Below are 23,338 nucleotides of genomic sequence, written 5' to 3' on the forward strand. Positions count from 1 at the left end.
CATGGCTATAAGTTTTGTTAATCTGTCGAACGATTTTTGGAATGATTTTGTAAATTTCGAGCATTATTGACATGAATTATATGATGAAATATACGTATGCATTGTGCAACACCAAAAATAAATTCAAAGGAGTTAATGTGATGACGTAGCAATATACTCTGTTATGTATGTGTAAAGAATCGATGTTCTTAAAAGTCATTTCATGCAATAAGTAGAAAAATTAGTAACAAAATAAGGAGGAATTTTCATGAACAATGCATTAAAAATTAGTAGCAAAAAATCAATCGTATTTTTAGTCATATGTTTATTATTTATTTCTTTTCCTATCTCTTTTCTACAAACGAATATTATCATTGCAAATGAACAACATACAGAAACAAAGGAAGGGCACGGGTCTATTTTAAATAGCGATGGGGAACGAGAATATGAACGAGCCATTATAAATAAAAGTGTTTCTTTTGGTAATAAACCTGGCGAATACTTTATCGATTTACATGTAAAAGGAAAAGAAAAAACCGAACAAACGACAACCGATATTGTACTCGTTTATGATAATTCAAATAGTATGGATAGTAGAAATCGTGTCGGTATTGCAAAGGCTGCTACGACCAATTTTGTCCAACAAATCTTGCATGCAGACCATACAATGTTTCAATTTTCCCTAGTTACATATGGAAGTGCTGTTTTTGATGGTAGAGAACGTCATTGGCCAACTGGGAATGCAACGACCTATGAACATGGTCCGACAAATAATTATTCGTTTAAAACTTTTACTAAAAATCCAGCAGATATTACGGACAAGCTTCCGAGTAATGTGCCGTCCAATCGTGGAAAAACATGGAATGGTGGAACATTTACCCAACAAGGTTTAGAAGAAGCGAATAAAGTGTTAGCAAAGAGTACGGCAAAGAATAAAGTGGTTATTTTAATTACGGATGGTGTAACAACATTTAGTTATGCGGATGATCGTAAGTCTGTGGTAGGAGATGGATCAAATTATGAAGCGGCACATGGAAATCGAACGATTGCTGAAAGTAAAGCACTACAAAATAAAGGGTATGATGTCTTTACGGTTGGAGTGGAATTAGCGGCAGAACAGGGGATTACGAAAGGGGAAGCAGAACAATTAGTGCAGCAGATCGCTTCTTCTCCAGACAAATCGTATTTAATCGATGATGTAGAAAAATTAGAAACATCTTTACAAAACATCGGGAAAGAATTAGTCGATACAGTTGTCGATGGGAAAATAATAGACCCGGTTAGAGAGCAATTTATTATTCAAGAAAATGATGGTTTTACGAAGGCTTCAGATGAAACTTTATCAGATGGTCATTATTATGTTACTGCTACAAATGAACATATACTTCAAGATGTATCCGTATTTGTCGACAATCATCAAGTCATGGTGGATGGATTACATTTAGGCGCAAAAGATGAAATAAATATTCGGTATAAAATACAAATAGATACAGAACTGGAACAGTTGATTCCGAACGTACTGTATGAAACGAATGGGAAGGCTGTATTAATTCCTATCGCAGAGACATCTGAAGCATATACATTTCCAGAACCGAAAGCATCTGCTGCATCTACATCAGTTATCGGAGAGAAAAAGTGGCAAGATTTTGGCTATGAAGTGTATCGACCGGATGAAATTACGGTGGAGTTACTTCGTGCGTCTGATGGAGAACATATCGTTGTAGAGGAAACAGAAGTAATGGCAAATAGGGAAGGAAAATGGACTTTTGGCTTTGAAGATTTATTTTTATATGACCGAACAGGAGAGACGATTGATTACACAGTGCATGAAAAAGATGTCGCACATTATACGATGCATCTGGACGGAACGACAATCATTAATACATTAAATCAACAAGCTTCGATTGAATTAACGAAGGTAGGAAAGGGATCGCTAGAAAATGACGACAAAGTAGAAGTTGGGGAAAAGATAAACTATGTATTTACGATAAAAAATAACGGAAATATACCGCTTGGAAACATTCAATTAACCGATGATATGGTAGGGTTGAGTGATATTCAATATGAAACAGTGAATGAGGAAGTTTTTACAGGGAAAATAAGTGATGTTATTTTGGAGCCAGGAGATATACTTGTCGCTACTGCCACATATGAAGTAACAGAAAATGATGTGAAAGAAAATGTGATTCATAATGCTGCATTTGTCGAAGGAACACCAACTGTACCAACACCAGGACCAGAGTTTGATGATACGCCTGTACAAGATGAAGGTGAATTTGACATCGAAGTGACAGAAGGAGAGTCAAAAAAAGATGAGGTAATAGTTAAGGAGGTTGAACATGTAAGAAAAGGGGATGACGAAACTCCGAAAATAGATGAGCAATTGAACGAAGAAGGGACAATGGTGGAAGTTGTAAAAGTAGGAGAGGAAATGGAGGCAAATAATACATTAGAGGAACAGGCGGAAAAAGGATTACCTTTACCAAACACCGCAACAAATATGTTTACGATCATGCTTGTCGGGGCTGTCTTAACTATTATAGGAGTTTGTATCATCGTTTGGAGGAAAAAAGTGAATCGACAAGTATGAAAAGGCAACTTGTAAATAGAACAAACACGTTTGTTCCATGATCACATGGACAAACGTGTTTTGTTTTGACAGTGATTATTTATAGAACGGATACTTTCGTCGGAATGAATTTGTGCTTGAAATGTTACCGTTGCCTCTATATTATTGCAAAATGAGTAACCATATATATAATCCACATAATGTCATGAATAGAACTGGAATGGTTAACACAATTCCTACTTTAAAATAAGTTCCCCATGAAATTTTGATTCCTTTTAATGCTAACACATGCAGCCATAATAGTGTTGCTAATGATCCAATTGGTGTGATTTTCGGACCTAAATCAGCACCGATAATATTGGCATAAATAAGTGCATCTTTCATGACCCCAATTTGATCTGTTTCGGCAACTGCAAGTGTATTAATTAAAATGGTAGGTAAGTTGTTCATCACTGATGATAACATGGCAGATAGAAAACCCATCACCATCGTTCCGATAAACAATCCATGTGAAGCTCCAAAATCAATTAGTTGGGCCAACAAGCTCGTTAATCCAACATTTCTTAACCCGTATACGACAACATACATTCCTATGGAGAAAAAGACGATAGCCCATGGAGCACCTTTCATAATTTCCTTCGTATCTACAACGGGACTTTTTCTAGAAACGATTAAAAATAGGATAGCAACGATCGAAACGATCATAGAAACAGGCACACGTATGAATTCACTACCAAAGTATCCCAATAAAAGAATCCCTAATATTGGCCAAGCTAGATAAAATAATGTTCTATCGCGGATTGCTTCTTTCGGTTGTTTTAACTGATGTATAGGATATGTCTTTGGGATGCTTTTCCGAAAATATAAATAAAGAACGATTATACTTGCGAATAATGCAAATAAATTCGGCACAATCATATGTATCGCATATTCCATGAAGCCAATACCAAAATAATCTGCTGAAACGATGTTAACTAAGTTACTTACGATAAAAGGTAAGGACGTAGTATCGGCAATAAATCCACTTGCCATAATAAAAGCAAATACCATCTTGTCATCAAAATGAAGGGCGCGCACCATCGCTAATACGATTGGTGTTAATATGAGCGCAGTTCCATCATTTGTAAATAAGGCAGAGACAATCGCCCCTAAAATGGTCACATAAATGAACATAAGGACTCCATTTCCTTTCGCAATACGTGCCATATGGAGTGCGGCCCATTCGAAAAAACCGATATGGTCTAAAATTAATGAAATAATAATAATACCGATCAGAGCGAGTGTGGCATTCCAAACGATATCGGTAACTTCGAGAACACTTTTTATATCGACAACACCGACGATAATAGCGATAGCTACTCCACCACAGGCAGACCATCCGATTGATAGATTACGAGGTTGCCAAATAACGAGAATGAGCGTAATAACAAATATCGTAATAGCGAAAAAAACTTGCACGAATAGGACCCTCCTTTATATAAAATATGGTAAGAATAGATGAAGTTGATGAAAAAAACATCCCATTTATCATATAGAAGTTAAGGAATACCGTCAATGACAAAAAATATAAGGCTGGTGAACATCATGAATAAAGGGACTATTCAACATAGAACAGAATTTTTAGAAAAAATCGCAGGAAAAATGCATCGCAAACCGAGAGATATGTCACAACCAATTCAGCGTCCGAAGCGATTATATACACCAGAAAAGGATGTTTTAGCACATGTCACAGGTGCAGACCTTTTACCGGTGTTTTATAAAGAATGTGAAAAAATTTTAACCGACGTAGTTGAAACGACTGCTGCATCATTAGATAACGTATTACGAAATTTAGTGAAAGTACATGGACATGGTGAGGTAGTTATTTCCAAGGACGACCGTTTTAGAGCGTTTGGTTTAAAAGATTTTTCGGAGGAAGATTTTGTTTATCGTTGGGATCCAGCCAATGGTGAGGAAAATGTCATCGTGACAGAACGGGCACAAACGGGTATAATGTTTTCAGATATTACGTTAGCAGAATCAGCAACAATGGTGATGTTTAATGATAAAGATAAAGGAAGAGCGATTGGGCTCTTACCAGAAACATTTATCGGTATTATTCCGTTAAGTACGATAGTACCACGTATGACACAAGCAGCTGAGGAGATCAATTGTCGAATTGAAAGAGGAGAAGCGATTGCCTCATGTGTGAATTTTGTGTCCGGTCCAAGTAATAGTGCAGATATTGAATATAATTTAGTAGTTGGTGTACATGGTCCAGTGAAGGTATCGTATATTATTGTAACGGATCGTTAATGCTTATAATGATGAAAAAATTTTTAGGTAAGCTAAGAAGTTAAAGAAATACGAATGATAAATCGAAATAGTTAAGTATCTGTTCGGGGACGATGATCTCGCATTCAATATTCATGTTTTAAAGCCTTTTACTAACTTATTTTTAAACTCTTCTTGTTGTAACTATTTGATCGAAAAAAATATTAAATATTGCGGAATTAAATAGTTCTAAATGTAATTTTAATCAGAATTATGATAAAATTAAAAGGAATTTACCTTAAATATGGATAAGTAGGTGACGCAAAAATATAACTATTTCGTTTTAAAGAAAAATAACGAAAAGGAAACCTAATCAGGAGGTGAATTCCTTGTATCGATCGAGGTATAAGGAACATATTTGATTATATTAAATATAACTTTAGTCGCCTTATTAATTTTAATGACAGCATTTTTCGTGGCGACGGAATTTGCTATTGTAAAAGTAAGAACGACAAGAATTGATTATTTAATTGAAGAAGGAAATAAAAATGCTGTACTTGTAAAGAAAATCTTAGGAAATTTAGACGGTTATTTATCTGCCTGTCAATTAGGAATTACAGTTACAGCCCTTGGACTGGGATGGTTAGGAGAGCCAACCATTATGCGATTACTCGGTCCATTGTTTGATGAGTTAGGCTTAAATCAAGCGGTTTCGTCTGTCTTATCATTCGGTATTGCTTTCTTTACGATTACGTATTTACACGTCGTTATTGGGGAATTAGCACCGAAAACAATAGCCATTCAAAAATCAGAAGCTATTACATTATTTTTAGCAAGACCATTAATTCTTTTCTATAAAATCATGTATCCATTTATATGGTTATTAAATGGATCTGCTCGTATATTCATTCGTTTATTCGGTTTTAAACCGATGGATGGACATGAAGTTGCGCATTCAGAAGAAGAATTACGCATTATTTTATCGGAAAGTTATAAGAGCGGTGAAATTAACCAATCTGAAATGACGTATGTGAATAATATTTTTGAATTTGATGAACGAGTTGCAAAGGAAATTATGGTTCCACGTACAGAAATGATTTGTTTTTATAAAGAAGATAGTTTTCAAACGAACTTAGATGTTGTCTATGATGGCCAATTTACAAGATATCCAGTTGCGGATGGGGATAAAGATAATATAATTGGACTTGTAAACGTAAAGGAAATTTTTACGGCACGTTTAAAAGATGAACAACCTGACACGATAGATCAGTATGTTCGACCAATTATTCATGTATCAGAAGCAACACCAATTCGTCAATTATTATTAAAAATGCAAAGAGATCGAATCCATATGGCGGTTGTCATTGATGAATATGGTGGGACAGCTGGACTCGTTACAGTAGAGGATATTTTAGAAGAAATCGTTGGGGAAATTCGAGACGAATTTGACGAAGATGAACAAGAGGAAATTGAAGAAAAAGAAAATGATACATTAGTCGTTTCTGGTAAAGTTCAACTGAATGAAATAAATGAATTGATTGGCACACATCTAGATGAAGAAGATATCGATACAATCGGTGGTTGGATTTTTGCGAAAAATTTAGATGCAACAGAAGTAGGTACAGCGTTAGAATATGAAAACTTCCGATTTACTGTATTAGAAATTGAAGGATACCAAATTAAAACAGTCGAGATTAAAAAATTATACGAAGAAAATAAACAAATAGAAACGTAAGCAGAGTAATGCTTATGTTTCTTTTTTTACAAAAAATAGGTTATTTTATTATATTAATTTCTGCTATTCCTTTATGATTGGTATAGAAACTAACTTTTATAATTGGATCATATAAAATTTTTAGAACAAACAGATGGTGCATGATATCAAGTGGGAATAATATTTTTATGAATAAAGGAGTATGGAGTAATGAGATGTGGAGAAAAGAAGTTTATTGTAGAAACATCTGATGGAATTAAACATACAGTCCGTGGACGAACACAAGCAGAAGCTCGAAAAAAGGCTAGAGAGTTATGTGGAAATGATATAACGATATATTCTGTTCGTTCAAATATGAACGAACAGAAATAAGCATTACCTTCTTTGCCAATAATTATTTGCTCTTGCAACCGTTTGGAAATGGATAGCTATTACTTCAGAAGCATGAATTAGGCTATTTGCATTTCTCGAATATTTTGGTCGTAATTTGTTTCGAATTGCCTCAGACGGTTGTGTATATTCTACCCCTTTTTGAGCAAGCTTAATAGCTAATTCAAATCCTTCTTGTGGATTTTTCGTTTTTAACGATGGTAGCCAAGTTTGTTTCATAGGTAACTATCTCCTTTCGTTTATATATATTTATTCACGGCTCTTAAATAAGTGAAAAATTCATTTAATGGCAGAATCTAGTTTTAAAAAATATTGCTTTTGAAGTAATTGCCAATTTTAACGATCAAAATCGATTAATCATATATTTCTAATTTAGACGAGCAAGATAAAATGATGGTCAAATTGTCGCAATAGGTGTAGAAATGAAAGGACAATTAGCCTATTACAACAAGATTGTTATGAAGAACAAAGTTATTATAGGAGTATACCAGTAGTACTTCAGCAAATTATTGAAATTTATGGAGAAAATAACGAATGAAAGAAAGCATCCTTTCGGGTTATGGAAGGATGCTTTTACATGGAAAAGAAACTATCTATTCCCACGTAGATAAATTATAATAAATGATATGTAATAAGTTTAGGAGGATTTACTTGTGACGATAAAAGGAGAAACATTTACAACGAATATTCATCGTTTAAATGATAAAGGGCAAGGACAAGCAGCTGTTTGGAGAAAAAATGAAAAAGGAAATGAACGTAAACTAAGACTTACGATTCCATATACATTAGTTGGAGAAGATGTTCAAGTAACAGTGGAACGTCCAGAAAAAAGAAGATGGAAATGTAAACCAGATAAAATCATTACACCCCATCCACAAAGAGTGGAGGCGAGATGTCCTCATTTTGAGCTGTGTGGTGGTTGTATTTGGCAACATTTCAGTTATGAAGGACAATTAGAAACAAAAACAAATTATGTGAAAGAAATGGTTCGAAGAGAAGGATTTGATGACAATTTAGTTGCTGATACACTTGGCATGGACGAACCGTGGTTTTATCGAAATAAAATGGAATTTACTTTTGCAACAGATGGTTCATTAGGATTGCACGAACAAGGAAATTTTCGTCGTATTATCCCATTGGAAACATGTTACTTAATGCATGAGGAAATGAAAGAAGCTGTATTAGACATTGCCCGTTGGGTGAAAAAGTATGAATATAGTGGGTATAACAAAGATACACATGAAGGAATTTTCCGTCATGTGATGGTACGTCGCGGATTTAAAACCGGCGAAATTTTATTAGCGATTTTTGCTACAGAAAGTCCTGAGAACATTGCATATGTGGACGAGTTAGTTGAATTAATAGAAACGAAATATCCATCTGTAAAAGGTCTGTTATGGCTGGAAAATCGTGATTTGGCAGATCGCGCTCAAGCGGAAGCAGAGCATGTGTTACTTGGTCGTGATTTTATTTATGATGAGTTGATGGGATATCGTTATCGTCTGTGGTTCGATACGTTCTTTCAACCTAACCCAAAACAAGCCGAAAATTTAGTAAATTATGCAATAGAATTTGCAGATGTGAAAGAAACAGATACGATGATTGACTTATTCTGTGGGGTCGGCACATTTTCATTACCATTCGCAAAACGAGTGAAATCATTAGCTGGTATTGAAATTGTAGAAACATCCATTGAGTCAGCGAAACGTAATGCAAAAGATAATGGCATCGATAATACGTATTTTCTTGCTAAAGATGCTCGACACGGAATCGATGAAGTGTTAGAACAATTTGGCACACCAGATGTTTTATTACTTGATCCTCCGAGATCAGGTGCAGGTGGAAAGGTAATGCGTCGAATCGGACGAGCTCAACCGGAACGTGTTGTTTATGTTTCATGTAACCCTGCATCGTTCGCTGTAGACATAAAGGAGTTAAGCGCATTTGGTTACAAACTGGAAAAAGTACAACCAGTAGATCAATTTCCGCAAACGCATCATGCGGAACTAGTGGCATTGCTACAAAGAGAAACTATATAGAAATCTTTAGTTTTAAACACTTTCACAAGCATTTCGTGTTTATAGGAGAAGGGATAAAAAGAGAAATAAAGATTGAAAAACCACATTACCGTTTCGGTGGTAATTGATCCGGGGTGTGGGAACAAAATAGAATAAAAATAGTCTAAGGCGTTCATATAAAATGAACGTCTTTTTTTACGCTTAAAAACGGAGAATAGAAGGTGGAATATGGAAAAACTAACTTTAGGAAGTTTATTTGATGGGATTGGTGTATTTCCATTAGCTGCTTCTTGTTATGGGATTCGACCAATATGGGCAAGTGAGATTGAGAAAGTACCTATATCAATTACGATGCGACATTTTCCTAACATACATCATTTAGGAGATATTACCATAGTAAAAGGTGGAGAAATTCCACCTGTTCATATCACTACATTTGGCTCACCTTGTTAAAACTTATCTAATATCGGTAAACGAGAAGGTCTTGCAGGAAGTCAATCTAGTTTGTTTTTTTAAAATAATGAATTTAGAGAGCACGTTAAAAAGTGCGTAATAGAAAAAATAGAATCCCAAAAAAGTAATATTGAGAAATATATTGAAGAATTTGACTTACATGGGCATACATTCTATATCTATATTTTATCTTTTTCAAAGCTTGATGAATCAAGAAGAATGATTTTACAGGAGTTGATAATGTCTTAGTGCTCCGGTAGACATTCCAGCTTCAGATGCAATTCTCGGATAAATGCTTTTTCAATGCCTTCCGTTTCAATAATTTTCCTTTTGTGATCATGATCAACAGTTTTCGGCACTCAAATCACCTCTTGCTTTTAATGTTGAATACGGATAATACCGTATTGGGTTTTCTGTATTGAATCATCATACAGCTTATGATAATATATCTATAAAATATATCTTAAAGATATATTAGGAGGATGGAAATGAAAACTGAAACCAAATTTATTATTCTTGGCATGTTAACAATTGGATGTAAAACTGGATATGAGATTAAGAAGGTAATGGATACGAGCTTCAATTATTTCTGGAAGATGAGCTATGGTCAAATATATCCTGCTCTGAAAAAACTAGTTGATGAAGGTCTTGCAATCGTTATTCAAGTTGATGGTGATCCATTAGGAAGAAAACATTATGAAATTACGGAAAAAGGACGCGAAAAGCTTATACAATGGCTTGAAGCACCTGTTTTAGATACAGACATTCAGCGAAATGAACTTCTTGTAAAAATATTTTTTGGTAGGCATCTTTCATTTGAAAAAGTATTGGCACATCTTGACATGCAAAAAGAACTTTTAAAAGCGAAGCAAGTCATCTTTATGGAGATCGAAAAAAGTATTTTGGAACAAAAAGAAAAGGACGATATACCCTATTGGCTGTATACATTGGACTATGGTAAACGCATGAATGAAACAGCACTTGCATGGTGTGAGGATACAAAAGAAACTATTTTAGAGAGGAGAAATAGGGTTGGTTCAAAAAAAAGAGCAGCTACAAATAACGAAGAGTGCTGAACAGAAAAAAACTGTTGGACAGTTTATCAATAAAGAAGCTGAAATAAAGTTCCTAAGGATTTATGACAAAGCAATGGAACAATGGCCAAGTTCGCGTCAGGAAATAGACATAGAAACAAGTTACGGACTGACACATGTATATAGTTTTGGGGCAAAGGATGGGATTCCCATTGTTTTACTTCATGGAGCGAACGGCACTTCAGCATCATGGGCAAATTTTGTTGAAGAGTTGGGAAAAAATCATCCGGTTTTTGCTGTGGATACAATTGGCGATGCAGGTAAAAGTATCCAAAAATCACCTATTCAACGTGCAGAAGATTATAGTTCTTGGTTAGACGAAGTATTGACTGCTCTCGATGTGACAAAAGTGCATTTAATTGGTGCATCTTATGGTGGCTGGATAACCCTGAATCAAGCAGTGCATTCACCACAGTTGCTTCAATCAATTACACTAATCGAACCAGCTCGTGCACTCGCTGGTTTAAAGTTTATAGTGTGGCCGTTTATGATTTGGGCAAGTATAATTGGACCTGACTTTGTTCGTAGAGCATTTATCTATTGGAGCAGTGCAGGTTCTTATTCCAACGAACTACAGCTGGAGTTAGTGGTTTCAGCTATGCGTGAATACAAGATGCAACGCATTCCTCCACAATATATCTGTGATGAGGAGCTTCAATCCGTGAAAATACCAACTCTGGTGCTTTTAGGAGAGAAAAGCCCTATGCACAATTCCAAACGTGCAGCCACCCGAGCAAAAAAGCTATTGCAAAATGTTGAAGTAGAGATTCTACCAGAGGCAGGACATCAGTTGCCAGCGGATTTAGTTAATGATCGAATTTTGAAGTTCATTGAATATGAAAAGAAATCTTTCAAATGAAAATCTGTTCTCGTGTTCCACCATATCAGTTAATATTTGTTCAGGACTCTTCCAGAATTGGGCAATTTAATTGAATAACAGAAGCAGAAATGATCAACTATTTTCGGCACTCAAATCACCTCTTGCCTTTTTTAACACACCGCATTATTATAATTTTATCCCAGTGTGTAAAATAAATAAGGGGGATGTTTAGGTTCTTGAGTTCACTATAGCAACATTAAAGTGGTTGGACATTATCAAAGTGGTGAAATAGGACCTTCATGAGCAATTAAATCATTTGTAAGGTACATTCAACTTTTTTATAACCGAATAAGTTTAATAAATGGTTTATTAACAAGTTTGGGGGATAACGGGAGGGATCATAGAATGAAACGAAGATAGTCATGGGCAGTGCGTCAGAAGTCTTTTAGGAACTACTTATCATCTAAAAGCTAGAATACTAGCCGATGGCATTCATTGGTTTGGGCAGTTAAACAGTATTGGTTAGCCATTCTGTATTTTAGAAATTTTGGTGAAGGGAGTAGAACCAATGGCAAACAAGATGAAACGAAGTGGTGCAAAATGGGACGTTTTCCTTTATCATGTAATCTTATTTGTTTGTATTCATCTACTTTTTGTACAAATTTTTGGGCTAGTGCCACTTTCTGAATTAGGAAGTGTGGATTATAAGGAATATATAAAGGATAACTTTTTGAACCACGGAGTAAATATTTACCAAAATAGCATGGCTAACACCATTAGTGCTATATGGAAAACGATTCTAATTATTCATCTAATATTAGAGATAATAGAGACTATATTTCCGAAGAAGATAAAAGAAGGTACAGAAGGTAAAAAAGAGTTAGTAATCGAAAAGATATCAGACGAAAAGGAAGAAGGAAGAACAGGTCGTGCATGGGTGTATTTGGTCATAGCAGGATTATTAGAAATTATTTGGGTATCTGCTTTAAAAATGGATATGCTTGCAGGTCCATTAATTATAGTGCTGATTATTAGTTTTGATTTGCTCATTAAATCAGTAAAGCAATTAGGTGTTGGAACTTCCTATGCAGTATTTACGGGTATTGGTGTAGTTGGGATGGTAGTTGTTGATTTCGTATTGTTTCAAGAGGAAATCAGCCTTTTGAAAGTTTTATTAGTATTATTACTTGTTGTATTTATTATCGGTTTAAAAATATCCTCGAATGAACAGGAGGACAAAAAATAAATGAGTTGGGTATATTTGATTCTAGCAGGTTTAATTGAAATTGTTGGGGTTGTTGGATTAAAGAGAGTATCTGAAAAGGGTAGCTGGTTATCCTACGTAATTCTCATTGGAGGTTTTATCATCAGTTTGTCTCTTTTACGTATGTCCCTAGAACAAATTCCATTATATGTTGCTTACGCAGTTTGGACAGGAATCGGGACAGTAGGTGCTACAGTCATCGGCATTTTATTTTATAAGGAATCAAAAAGTCCCTTGCGTATAGTATGCATTTTCGGGATTATAGTTTCAATTATTGGATTAAGGATAGTTGAATAGACTTACAGACATTAATTCATTAGTTTTTGGTTTTGAATAGATACTTACTGATTAGATATTTGAATTCGTAAATATTCAGACTTAAAGTATCTGGTGGTTAGTTTTACCAATCTATAAAATGAACATTCCCACACTATTTTCCAACTACGTTAATATAAGTGGTATGTGAGATGTTTTAAGAGCAATTGGCGGAGATAATAATTGATAATTATGAATTTGATATTAAATCTATAATCAATGTCCTAACACCAAAAGAACAGCAAAGGATGTACCCATGACTGACTTATTATTCTTACCAGACCTTACAGCAATTGAACCACCTCAAGAAAATGAAACAGATATGATGTTTAAAGTGGAAGCAAACCAGCCACCAGAACGTTGTCTCGAATGTGGTTTTGACAAGAAGTAAAGTAGAGAACAGACTTGATCATTTAAAATGATTTTAAAATGATAAAAAAATATTCACAAAGGCGATTGACGCAAATAGTTAATCGCCTTTTACATCTACTAACCCGTTGAATAATATGGAAACATGATTAACTAACTCAATTGACTTTCATTGCAGAGTGTTTCTAAATGATAGCGGATTACTTCCTTCACCTTATCTGGAGAGTAGACGTCAGGTCTTAACAAAGCATGAATGGACAATCCATCAATTAATGCTGCAAGCCTACTCTTTTCTAATTTTACATTAGTTGAATCAGATAAAATCCCTTGTATAGCTAATATCTCGATCATTGAACTTGCTAATTCATACATACCATTAGTCATTTCATCTTTTTTTTCCTTTAAAGTATCACTTGTAAGTGACTGAAGTGCAAGGATCCACCAAACACTCGTTTCGATTTTCTTTTCTTCATCAATTGGTATAAGCTCTAATAAAACTTCCGCAACCGCCTGCAATGGATTGTCTGACCAACTTTTACTTTGAGAACGTTTTTCCCCTTCTTCCAGATAATAATCCATGATAAATAATAACATTTCATCCTTAGTTGAAAAATAATGTCTTAACGCTCCAGCAGACATGCCTGCTTCAATAGCAACTCTTCTTATAGATGCTTTTTCGACTCCCTCTTTCTTAATAATACTCCAAGCGGCCTCAGCAATTGACTTCCTCTTTTTTTCATGATTAACAATCCTTGGCATAAAATCACTTTCCTTTCTTAGCACAGTGTGTTATTATAATTTTAACACACTGTATTATTTAAATTATAACATATATAAAGGAGGGACTCTATATTTGATCGAAAGTATTGAAGCATTGATGCCTTCTTCATCAATAGACACATCGATAGCTTTGCTAATTATTTCTATTTGCGCATTAATTGATATATTAAGTCCTGGTGTACTTGCTGTAACAGCTTATTTATTATTGACACAGCCTAATCAATTATCTTCTCGCTTGCTTGTTTTTTTGTTTATTACGCAGTTTGGCTATTTTCTGGTGGGCTTATTCCTATACTTTGGTGGAGATTCACTATTGAAAGAAATAGGAACATTATCTGAATTTGATTTTATCAATTGGTTTTATCTCCTTTTTGGAGCAGTTATGGCTCTAATTAGCTTTTGTAAACCAAATGATAATACAAAAAAACGTTTAATTTCATTTATACCCCAAAAAACAACGATAAAGGGAATGATCATGTTAGGTATCATTGTTTTTCTAATTGAATTTGTAACTGCTTTGCCGTACTTTTATTCCATTTTGTTAATGAATCACCTAACAATTGAGCCTTCCTCTTCTATCTTTATTATAATTGGCTACAATCTTGTAATGGTGCTTCCTTCTCTTCTTTTGTTAGGGGTTAATTTGATGTTTAAAGAGGGACTGCAACAATTTCTAAATAAAATTAGATCAAAATTAAATGAAGCTCCGATTTCCTCACTGTTGGTAGCGATCGGAGTAATAGGTGCGGTTTTTTTCAATATCGGACTTAGAGGCATATTAAATTAAAAAATTATGAATGAGGTGTTCATCATGAAAGAAATAATCAGCGGACTTAGTCTACTTTTTGTTATACAGGGAGTAGGCGGATTAATTAATCATTTGACTAATGGTGGAAAAAGCTGGTTTTTGGTAAATTATATTAATGCGTTTCAAGGATTTGAAATTGTTATGGATATTATTTTTATTGTAGTTGGTGGGGTCATAAGTTTAGCCTCTTGGAAAATAGGAGGATCAACTAAAAGAGAAAATTAAAATATAGAGCAAATAGGACGGTTTATACATAGCCGTCCAGTTTGGCGGAAGCTCCATTGAAATATATTTTTAAATGTTTATAGAGAGGAACATAGCTTTCAACTTTTTGAAATAGAATTTTCCATTTAATAATATGTATAAATTTTACTCCCACCTGGCTTATGTTCAGTTGGGCTTTTTTGTGGTTTTATTTAATCATCCATTTAAAGATACCGTAAATAACTTGGTCATTTAACTAAATAATTGATTGGAATGGAGCTCATTTGACGCCAGTGGGAATAGCATGAGTCCGAAAGCCCCGCAGTGAGGCTAGCGAAACGAGGAGATTGAGGACGTACTTACGGTAAGCATAATGGGCGGAATGGAAATCAACGGTATAAAAAAGGTGACGCATTGATTACGTCACTCTATCATTTGACATTGAACCGAAATTATCTCATTCTTATTGTTTTCCACTTGCATGTGATAGACAAATTATCGTCTTTTAACTGATTATCAATCGTCCCATTCATTTTATCCATTAAGCTTTTCACAATCGATAGGCCCAGACCTGTACTATTTGATGTACGAGATTGATCCCTCTTATAGAATCGGTCGAACATCCTCTCTACATCCTTAACGGTAATGGATTGTACATTATTAGAAATGATGAGCTTCGCTGTGGATTCTTCTGTTTCAAGTAGAACTTTAATTTTTCCATTGGAATGCTTTACTGCATTGGATAGTAAATTCTCGATTACTCTTTGGACAGCTGATTCATCCGCCATAATAAAGATATCCTCATCCGGTAAATGGATAGTCGGTTCTAAGCTTTTTTCCTGGAATCGTTCATAAAAACTTATAAGTGTATCCATTAATATATTTCTAAGGTTGATACGTTTTAATTTTAATGTATAATCTGAAGACTCGATCACACTCAAATCGAAAAATTCCTTTAACAGGATTTCCAATCTATTTGCTCGTTCTTTAGCTATAGTAAGAAACTTTTCTCTCTCGTTAGTAGAGATAGCCTGATCCTCTGCCATTTGGATATAGCCTAAAATAGAAGTAAGCGGGGTTCTTAAATCATGAGACATATTTGCAATCAGTTGTTTTTGCTCCATCTCAAATTGTATTCTTTTTCTATTCTCAGCGACATACAAATCTATGACCTTGTTAATCTCTACTCCTAGCTTTTCTATATCTTTATCAATTAGTGCCATATCCACTTTCTTATCGTTCTTACGATTCGTATAACTTTGTAGCTGGGTTGTTATTTTGCCTATTTCCTTCTTTAAAAGAAATAAGCGTACCATATAGAATATCGTAACGATAAGTGAGATCAATACTAGGTAAATCATTGCTTCACCTGCTTATTTGATTTCTTTTCTATTAAAAGCAATTATTCCAAAAGAAATAATCATGATTAACGAAACGGCTCCAATCACAAGCGATTTTACAATATCTCCACTAGAAATAAATGGATTAAATACGTTAGTAAATTGATGGAAGAACGTGTATTCATATAGTTGCTTCACAACATCTGATGTTATAAATTTTTCCACAATAAACATCAAAATCGCTACTAATAGTGTAAAAAGAATGGTCTTTCCGCTATCCTCGGTCAAAATAGTTATGATGAAAACGATCGCTGTAAAGCATACAAAATGGAGAGAAAACAAACTGAATGCTCTTGCAATATAGGAGATATTCTCTTGGTTAAATATTTCCCCATTCTCCAATAAAAAAACCATTATCATTGCAGTTAACAATGGAATCAAGATAGTTGTAATAATAGAGCCAATCGAGTAAATGAGATATTTTGCTATAAATATATGGGATCTCTTATGGCCAGTCATCACTTGGTTTTTCATCACTCCACTTTTTGAGAATTCTGTAGAAATATAAAAGGCAGCTAGTGTACTAATAATTACATTAAAGAACAGTGGGGTGATAAATGGAGATAAACCATTCCATTTACTAAGCCCTATTAATTCGAAAGGGGTACCTGTCATCATCCACCAGTTTGTGATAACAAGAAAATGAAGCAAAGAACTAAGAACGACTATACTAATGGTTAGGACCCAGAATGTTTTATTCGAAGTTAATTTAAAAATTTCTGCTCTAATAAGATTAATCATTAGCCACACCTCCTATAAGCTTGGAAAAATAGCTTTCTAGATTATCGCCATTTTGTGAAAGATGCTCAATTATAAGCCCGTTTTCTGTTAAAGTCTGTGATACCGTTCGAACATCATCTAAATAATCGTACAATTTAATTTTTCCATCCTGCATGACTTCAAAGTCTGTTGTACCTAATATTTCTTCTATAATTATGGCGCCTTTCGTTGATTGGTCTACTTTTATCTGTAAATGTTGTCGACACTTTTCATCGAGTTCTTTTGCTGATAATTCCTCTAACATTTTCCCCTTATGAATAATGCCATAATTTGTAGCAAGTTGATGAAGCTCACTCAAAATATGACTGGATATTAAAACGGTTATACCTTTCTCACGATTTAATTTTTTTAGTAATTGTCGTAGCTCAACAATCCCCATTGGATCAAGGCCGTTCGTTGGTTCATCCAATATTAAAAATTCTGGATCACTTAATAGTGCAACTGCCAATCCTAATCGCTGTTTCATTCCTAAAGAAAAATGCTTTACTTTTTTCTTCGCCGTATCTTGAAGCCCAACAAGCTTAAGAGTTCGATCAATACAACTTCTTCCTGGAATCCCTTTCTGTAAACGATGAACTTCTAAATTGTCATAGGCACTCATGTTGGGAAATAAGCCCGGATTCTCAATAATGGCTCCCATTCTTTTTTGTGCTTCTACAATATTGGATTCTTTAATACTACCGAATAATTCAAGTTGTCCATTTGTTGGAAAAGAAAGACCTGTTATGATACGGAGCATCGTAGATTTCCCTGCACCATTTTGACCAATAAATCCGTAAATATCCCCTTTTTTTATCGACATACTGACGTTGTCAAGGGCTTTGTCTCCTTTAAATGTCTTTGTTATATTTTTTGCTTTTAAAATATATTCACTCATGATTCATACCTCCCTTGGCTTCTTTCCTTAGTATAGGAAAGATTACTTAAAAAGGTATAAAGAAATTCTTAATTAAATCTTAAGATTCCATGCGATATCCCATTCCCCATACAGTTTTAATATATTGCCCATCCGGATTAGCTTTTGTGAGCTTATTGCGCAAGTTACTCATATGAACGTTAATTGTATTATCGTCTGCATGATAAGGTTCTCCCCATACACTTTCAAACAAATTAGGCTTAGAGAAGACCTTTTGTGGTGACTCCATTAGCAGCTGTAAGATTTGATATTCCCGTGCAGTTAAAGTAATAATAGAGCCATTAACGGTTACCGTTTTTGTGTTTTTATCTAATTGAATATCTTTATAGGTCAATACATCCTGTTGAGGCTTTTTTGCGTTTCTATATCTACGTAATAATGATTCCATACGAGCAACGACTTCATCAATATCAAACGGCTTTGTGATAAAATCATCCGCACCAATCTTTAAGCTATTAATTTTTGTTTCCTTTTCCGTTTTAGCGGAAATAATAATGACTGGAGTCGTTACTTTTTCTGTTATCTTGTTTAATATTTGTTCCCCATCCATTCCTGGAAGCATTAAATCAAGTAAAATTAAATCCCAGTCCTGCTTATCCAAATATATTAAAGCCTCTGTTCCTGAATAAGCAGGTTGTGTATGGTAGTTATTCTTTTTAGCAATGTTACAAAGTAATTGATTAATATCATTGTCATCTTCCACCACTAAAATTTTTGTTTCGTTCATCGGCATTCTTCCTTTTCACATAAATTTAATTAGCAATGGGCATGTACCAATTATTTTCTTTCTTATTATCAGGATAATACTTTAACGTTCCTTCATACAATTGATTCCATTCCAAAATTTTTTGAAAATCAGATGGAGCGATTAGCGACGGTGATAAATCGAAATCAATTAAGCTTCCTTTTTTTAATACATTCGCAACAAATTCAGAACAAAATAAAGCTTTTTTTCTTTTTATCGGTTTTTTCATTATATACCCAAACAAACCCAGAAAATTATAGCGGTAAGTATCCTTTTGTACTTTCATCTTCTCTACCAACTGTTTCATCTCGTTCCATTGTTCCTCGGTTACATCGATTGAATAAATAGCACAGGCTGATTGTTGAAATAATCCTTGCTTCATATCCTCTTTTACAAATCCAGCTTGAAAAGGGTTTGCCATCTTCTTTCTTCCAAAACTATAGACTTCCGTTAATTGTCGGTCGAAGGAAATAGATGCATGATTATAAGGTTGTTTTGTATATAGTTTGATCAATTTTGTAAAAAATGAGCCTGTGTCTGTTAAAAGTATATACACTTTTTTCTCTGTCAATTACATTCTCCTTTTTCCGAATGATTTTTAAGCTAATTCAAACTTTACAAGTTAAAACATAATAAATGCTTAAATCATTTATTAAGAAATTCTTAAATTACGAAAATAGGAGAAATTGCGGCAACGAATCGAGTAGATCAGCTATAATAAGTCAATAGAAAAGGTAAAAAATGATTATCCCACTAGCAACCGTCTTGGTGTTTTCACACAAAGATAATCGTGACAAGCTTCGTGCTTAGGAAATTGCTTTTGAAAAGAAATTAGATTCATTCCTGAATACTTAGCTATGTAAATGCACCCCTCAATAACAGTTATTTGTAGCTATTATATCGAACTTTCGATCGTTCATGAAGATGTTCTGAGTAGAAGGGATACTCATTTTTTATAATAATAAGTGTTATATGGAATACCGGAAATTTTGAGTAATGTCTTCACAGGATAATCTTGCCTTAGCTCATATATTACTTTTTGTTTTGCCGTAATTTGCTTTCTTCTTGAACTAAGACTTTCCACTTTATAAATAGAATTTTCCGTTTAATAATATGTATAAATTTTTACTCCACCTGACTTATGCTCAGTGGTCTGATGGTGCATAAAGCCAAATTACATTTTCTATAATGAATCGATTGTAATTCCCTATGATAATGATAGGTAATTTGGGATTGTTTACTTTTGGGCTTCTTCTATAATGAGAATTAAGTAGCAATGCTACAAATAATGAAGGAGATGATGGGGAAATGTCAAAAGCAATTTTTTATCATGCAGGTTGTCCAGTATGTGTAGATGCGGAGCAAATGGTCCTTGATTATCTTGACAAATCAAAAGTGACTGCAGAAGTAGTACATCTTGGTACAGAAAAAAATCGTATTGAAGAAGCAGAAAAACTTGGGGTAAAATCGGTTCCAGCATTAGTGATTGATGACAATGTATATCATATCAATTTCGGTGCAAGTTTAGCGGATGTTAAGGGGTAGACCTTAAAAGAAGGTACTGTTTTGTGTACCTTCATCTGGGAGTATAGTAAAATTGGCAAGGCGAAGGTCTGCAAAACCTTATATTCTGGTTCAAATCCAGATGCTCCCTCCTAACAAATTCCTTAAATAAAGAAAGTATAAAAATTTGATAACGGACTAGCTTCTTACGGAATCCATGGGGCCTGGTTTCTCGAAAGCCATGCCCCTTATTCATTCAGCATCACAATGAAAGAAAAAGTATTGCGACTGTAAAATTCTCCTTAATCAGATGTCAGTTAATATGTTCATCTTTAATTGTTTTTATTAATTGTTCCATAAATACACGACTAGCGGCACACAGATGTTTGTTCTTTCGATAGGCAATGCCAATCTGTGTGGTGATGACCGGATCTTTAATAGGAATCGTTGTAATCTGAGCATGATTAATATAATCTAAGTAAGCTTTTGGAAGTATTGTAACACCAACACCTTGGCTAACCATTTGAATAATAGATTCCATTGTTGTCATTTCGAGCACTGGTTTCGGTTCGAAATTCATGAAGCGACATTGTTCGTTAACTACTTGCCGTAGAAAATAGGTTTCAGGCAATAAAATGGTGGATGTTTCTTTTAACACTTGAAGTGATACACCCTTTTCCTTTGCAAGGGGATGATCTTTAGGTGCAGCAAAAGCAAGCTCTTCTTTGTAGAGCGGAATCGCCTCTAAGTCTTCGTGTTCTAATGGTAGAAAAATAATACCCAAATCCAATTCATTTTGTAATAACCCTTTATAAATATCTCCAGTTCGTAACCCTTGTATAGAAAGTTCTACATTGGGATAGGCATGGTGAAACCCGATCACTGTTGGGGATAGCAAATAATTAACAACTGTGAGAAGGCTGCCTATTTTGAGTGTACCTCTCTCTAATCCTTGAAGCTCGCTAATTGCAGCTTGTGCCTGAGAAATCTCATGAAATACATTGTAGCTGTGATGGAGCAAGGTTTTTCCCGCATCCGTAAGTATATTCTTCTTGCCAATTCGATCAAATAAAGGCATCCCTACTTCATGTTCCAATAATGCAATTTGTTGACTAAGAGAAGGTTGGGCAATCCCTAGTTTTTCCGCGGCACGTGTGAAATGCAACTCCTGACATAGCACGATAAAGTATTCTAATTGTTTTAGTTCCAACGAATTCCCTCCCAAATTTATAACAATAGGTTTCTACTATTATTATATATGAATTCATTGAAAATTATAATAGTAGAAGTATTGTTTTCTTCATCCGTGATTTCATCATAAGGCTAATTTCCCTTAAGTAAATAGCATTGAGAAAATTAGGCAATCACTTGATACGATTGTGATACCAGTCATGGTTGCATTTGTTGCATAATAAAGCTAACCAAGTTGTTACATATCTTTATTTACACCAAAAAATAGAAAAGGTGATACCTTTTCTATATTCCTTCCCTTATTTATTCTATAGATTCTTCCGTATTTTCTATTTTAAATAATGATTATAATGGATTTAAATGTATATCTTTTGGCCCTTTCCGAGTAAAGAAACGGACGGTATTTTCAGAAAGCCATTCCTCATTTCCTAAACCTAAAATACCTTCAGCATCAATATCAGATGAATAATCTCGAACCATGATAGTAATTGATTGGTCGTTAAGTCGCTTGCCAATAAAACCGAACTTTGTTTTATAAAAATTGTAAAAATAAGTTGTTTCCCCTAATGTAGCATGTCGATACTCAATAACAACTGATTGTTTTCTATAAGGGTTATCGATTTCCGTATAACTATAATCCTGCAACAGTAAGATAAAACTATAAAACAACATGACAGGTATACTAATGAATAAAAAAGAAGTTATTGCAACAATTGTCCATACTTTAGAAAGTTTTGATTTAATGAGGATTACAATAATCATTACAATATTTATAACTAAAGGGATGATATATCCGGTAGGTTTTAAAAAGAGTAGAACATACCCTGTCAAATGCATGATGACAAGGATGAAGTTCATAATTCCTAAAGTGACGAGCATCCATTTTTCTTTTGACATAAGGCTCTCCATTCCCACTAATCTTCGTGAAATATTTTAAATCATTTCTCTAACAATAATTGACCTGTTTGTTGAGGAAATGAAATTTCAATTGCTTTTGGTTGCATTAGGGCGTTTTCATGTTTTTAAAAAAGAGTTTTGTGAAAAGCATACGTACGAATTACACGTATGATCATCTAAAGGGAAATTTTAGATGGGGGATTAATCGTCTTCCTCCATATCCTTTTCTTGTTTTAGTCTAAGTCGATAGATGTATGAAACAGGAATAATCCCACTAATAAAAATAGTGCCTCCTATAAGGAGTCCATCACTCCAGTTAAAGTTTGGTGTAATGGCGGTAAGTACCCCGAACGTAATGGCGAATACCATAACTACAATAAAACTAATAATATAGGACCTAGTAGCATTTTTGGGTTCTTTTTCGTTTTCAACGTTTATACTCATGTTTAAGTAATTATAAACGATTGCGGTTAAAATAAAGACAAACCATAAGGGGTTTTTTGTCACGCCCTCCATACCATTTTTGAAAAATTCATAGCCTAAAATACCGAAAATACCTATCGTTTGTACGATATAAGCTATTTTTATGTTTTGTAAATTTAGCGTTATTAATCTCTCGTCTTTAATTTTTTTCATCAAAATCCCTCCTGTCTATCCAAAATATTTCATCTAACGTTGCATTCACTGCATAACAAATTTGTAAACACAATTTTAAAGAAGGATTATATTTTCCCTTTTCAATAAGACTGACTGTTTGACGGGTAATACCTACTGCATCGGCAAGTTCCTTCTGTGTTAATTCTGCTTTTATACGGGCAATCTTTACGTCATTTTTCATATCATATCCTCCACCTACAATGTAATATATAAATTACA

At 34.3% G+C, this 23,338-nt stretch carries 26 protein-coding genes and 1 tRNA gene; 15 read left to right on the forward strand and 12 right to left on the reverse strand.

The window, feature by feature from the left end:
- Positions 1–247: 247 nt before the first annotated feature.
- The gene (locus WKT09_RS05335) at positions 248–2,569 is read left to right on the forward strand and encodes a DUF7507 domain-containing protein (RefSeq protein ID WP_340415037.1); all 2,322 of its coding nucleotides are present in this window, start codon (positions 248–250) and stop codon (positions 2,567–2,569) included.
- Between the two features lie 141 nt (positions 2,570–2,710).
- On the opposite strand, the gene WKT09_RS05340 is transcribed toward WKT09_RS05335, so the two are convergent.
- Positions 2,711–4,006 (reverse strand): arsenic transporter, encoded by a 1,296-nt coding sequence (locus WKT09_RS05340; RefSeq protein WP_340415038.1) that lies wholly within the window; start codon positions 4,004–4,006, stop codon positions 2,711–2,713.
- Between the two features lie 126 nt (positions 4,007–4,132).
- Here WKT09_RS05340 and WKT09_RS05345 point away from each other — a divergent pair, with 126 nt between their 5' ends.
- The 3 genes from WKT09_RS05345 (at position 4,133) to WKT09_RS05355 (ending at position 6,887) form a co-directional block, all read left to right on the forward strand.
- A complete protein-coding gene (locus WKT09_RS05345; protein WP_340415039.1) occupies positions 4,133–4,843 on the forward strand; it encodes a LutC/YkgG family protein in 711 nt (236 codons plus the stop codon).
- 376 nt (positions 4,844–5,219) lie between these two features.
- Complete coding sequence (locus tag WKT09_RS05350) at positions 5,220–6,536, forward strand: hemolysin family protein (protein WP_340415040.1); 1,317 nt, start codon at positions 5,220–5,222, stop codon at positions 6,534–6,536.
- Between the two features lie 189 nt (positions 6,537–6,725).
- Entirely contained in the window at positions 6,726–6,887 is a 162-nt protein-coding gene (locus WKT09_RS05355) for a hypothetical protein (RefSeq protein ID WP_340415041.1), read from the forward strand.
- Between the two features lie 3 nt (positions 6,888–6,890).
- On the opposite strand, the gene WKT09_RS05360 is transcribed toward WKT09_RS05355, so the two are convergent.
- Complete coding sequence (locus tag WKT09_RS05360) at positions 6,891–7,124, reverse strand: hexameric tyrosine-coordinated heme protein (protein WP_340415042.1); 234 nt, start codon at positions 7,122–7,124, stop codon at positions 6,891–6,893.
- Positions 7,125–7,558: 434 nt separating this feature from the next.
- Here WKT09_RS05360 and rlmD point away from each other — a divergent pair, with 434 nt between their 5' ends.
- From rlmD to WKT09_RS05395, 7 genes are all read left to right on the forward strand, one after another.
- Positions 7,559–8,944 carry a 23S rRNA (uracil(1939)-C(5))-methyltransferase RlmD gene (rlmD, locus tag WKT09_RS05365; RefSeq protein WP_340415043.1) on the forward strand — a complete coding sequence of 462 codons (1,386 nt, stop codon included), beginning with the start codon at positions 7,559–7,561 and terminating at the stop codon, positions 8,942–8,944.
- A 207-nt stretch (positions 8,945–9,151) separates the two neighbouring features.
- Positions 9,152–9,376: a DNA cytosine methyltransferase gene (locus tag WKT09_RS05370; protein ID WP_445323987.1), complete on the forward strand. Its 225-nt coding sequence runs from the start codon at positions 9,152–9,154 to the stop codon at positions 9,374–9,376.
- A 488-nt stretch (positions 9,377–9,864) separates the two neighbouring features.
- Complete coding sequence (locus tag WKT09_RS05375; RefSeq protein ID WP_340415044.1) at positions 9,865–10,452, forward strand: PadR family transcriptional regulator; 588 nt, start codon at positions 9,865–9,867, stop codon at positions 10,450–10,452.
- Positions 10,409–11,329, forward strand: coding sequence for an alpha/beta fold hydrolase (locus WKT09_RS05380; RefSeq protein ID WP_340415045.1), 921 nt, complete (start codon positions 10,409–10,411; stop codon positions 11,327–11,329). Before WKT09_RS05375 ends, WKT09_RS05380 begins: the two co-directional genes overlap by 44 nt.
- A gap of 529 nt (positions 11,330–11,858) precedes the next feature.
- Positions 11,859–12,536 carry a DMT family transporter gene (locus tag WKT09_RS05385; protein WP_340415046.1) on the forward strand — a complete coding sequence of 226 codons (678 nt, stop codon included), beginning with the start codon at positions 11,859–11,861 and terminating at the stop codon, positions 12,534–12,536.
- Entirely contained in the window at positions 12,537–12,851 is a 315-nt protein-coding gene (locus tag WKT09_RS05390) for a DMT family transporter (RefSeq protein ID WP_340415047.1), read from the forward strand.
- A gap of 274 nt (positions 12,852–13,125) precedes the next feature.
- Positions 13,126–13,260, forward strand: coding sequence for a hypothetical protein (locus WKT09_RS05395; RefSeq protein WP_340415116.1), 135 nt, complete (start codon positions 13,126–13,128; stop codon positions 13,258–13,260).
- A gap of 131 nt (positions 13,261–13,391) precedes the next feature.
- Here the strand turns inward: WKT09_RS05395 and WKT09_RS05400 are convergent, their stop codons facing one another.
- Positions 13,392–13,997, reverse strand: coding sequence for a TetR/AcrR family transcriptional regulator (locus WKT09_RS05400; RefSeq protein ID WP_340415048.1), 606 nt, complete (start codon positions 13,995–13,997; stop codon positions 13,392–13,394).
- Between the two features lie 94 nt (positions 13,998–14,091).
- Here WKT09_RS05400 and WKT09_RS05405 point away from each other — a divergent pair, with 94 nt between their 5' ends.
- Together WKT09_RS05405 and WKT09_RS05410 are read left to right on the forward strand one after the other, a co-directional pair.
- Positions 14,092–14,805, forward strand: coding sequence for a GAP family protein (locus WKT09_RS05405; protein ID WP_340415049.1), 714 nt, complete (start codon positions 14,092–14,094; stop codon positions 14,803–14,805).
- Positions 14,806–14,829: 24 nt separating this feature from the next.
- Positions 14,830–15,051 (forward strand): hypothetical protein, encoded by a 222-nt coding sequence (locus WKT09_RS05410; RefSeq protein WP_340415050.1) that lies wholly within the window; start codon positions 14,830–14,832, stop codon positions 15,049–15,051.
- 431 nt (positions 15,052–15,482) lie between these two features.
- On the opposite strand, the gene WKT09_RS05415 is transcribed toward WKT09_RS05410, so the two are convergent.
- The 5 genes from WKT09_RS05415 to WKT09_RS05435 form a co-directional block, all read right to left on the reverse strand.
- Complete coding sequence (locus WKT09_RS05415; protein WP_340415051.1) at positions 15,483–16,391, reverse strand: sensor histidine kinase; 909 nt, start codon at positions 16,389–16,391, stop codon at positions 15,483–15,485.
- A gap of 12 nt (positions 16,392–16,403) precedes the next feature.
- Entirely contained in the window at positions 16,404–17,171 is a 768-nt protein-coding gene (locus WKT09_RS05420; RefSeq protein WP_340415052.1) for an ABC transporter permease, read from the reverse strand.
- A complete protein-coding gene (locus tag WKT09_RS05425) occupies positions 17,164–18,087 on the reverse strand; it encodes an ABC transporter ATP-binding protein (RefSeq protein ID WP_340415053.1) in 924 nt (307 codons plus the stop codon). The genes WKT09_RS05420 and WKT09_RS05425 overlap by 8 nt, the downstream gene beginning before the upstream one ends.
- 79 nt (positions 18,088–18,166) lie before the next feature.
- Positions 18,167–18,853 carry a response regulator transcription factor gene (locus WKT09_RS05430; RefSeq protein ID WP_340415054.1) on the reverse strand — a complete coding sequence of 229 codons (687 nt, stop codon included), beginning with the start codon at positions 18,851–18,853 and terminating at the stop codon, positions 18,167–18,169.
- Between the two features lie 25 nt (positions 18,854–18,878).
- Positions 18,879–19,442 (reverse strand): hypothetical protein, encoded by a 564-nt coding sequence (locus WKT09_RS05435; protein ID WP_340415055.1) that lies wholly within the window; start codon positions 19,440–19,442, stop codon positions 18,879–18,881.
- A 737-nt stretch (positions 19,443–20,179) separates the two neighbouring features.
- On the opposite strand from WKT09_RS05435, the gene WKT09_RS05440 reads away from it, so the two are divergent.
- Entirely contained in the window at positions 20,180–20,416 is a 237-nt protein-coding gene (locus WKT09_RS05440; RefSeq protein ID WP_340415056.1) for a thioredoxin family protein, read from the forward strand.
- A 37-nt stretch (positions 20,417–20,453) separates the two neighbouring features.
- Positions 20,454–20,525: transfer RNA gene (locus WKT09_RS05445), tRNA-Cys, on the forward strand.
- Between the two features lie 162 nt (positions 20,526–20,687).
- Here WKT09_RS05445 and WKT09_RS05450 read toward each other — a convergent pair.
- The 4 genes from WKT09_RS05450 to WKT09_RS05465 form a co-directional block, all read right to left on the reverse strand.
- Positions 20,688–21,584 (reverse strand): LysR family transcriptional regulator, encoded by an 897-nt coding sequence (locus tag WKT09_RS05450; RefSeq protein WP_340415057.1) that lies wholly within the window; start codon positions 21,582–21,584, stop codon positions 20,688–20,690.
- 326 nt (positions 21,585–21,910) lie between these two features.
- Positions 21,911–22,462 carry a hypothetical protein gene (locus tag WKT09_RS05455; protein ID WP_340415058.1) on the reverse strand — a complete coding sequence of 184 codons (552 nt, stop codon included), beginning with the start codon at positions 22,460–22,462 and terminating at the stop codon, positions 21,911–21,913.
- 201 nt (positions 22,463–22,663) lie between these two features.
- On the reverse strand, positions 22,664–23,098 hold the full coding sequence (locus WKT09_RS05460) for a hypothetical protein (protein ID WP_340415059.1): 435 nt from the start codon (positions 23,096–23,098) through the stop codon (positions 22,664–22,666).
- A complete protein-coding gene (locus WKT09_RS05465; RefSeq protein ID WP_340415060.1) occupies positions 23,085–23,300 on the reverse strand; it encodes a helix-turn-helix transcriptional regulator in 216 nt (71 codons plus the stop codon). Before WKT09_RS05465 ends, WKT09_RS05460 begins: the two co-directional genes overlap by 14 nt.
- Positions 23,301–23,338 lie beyond the last annotated feature (38 nt).

This window comes from Pseudogracilibacillus sp. ICA-222130, assembly GCF_037892545.1.
Lineage (GTDB): Bacteria > Bacillota > Bacilli > Bacillales > Amphibacillaceae > Pseudogracilibacillus.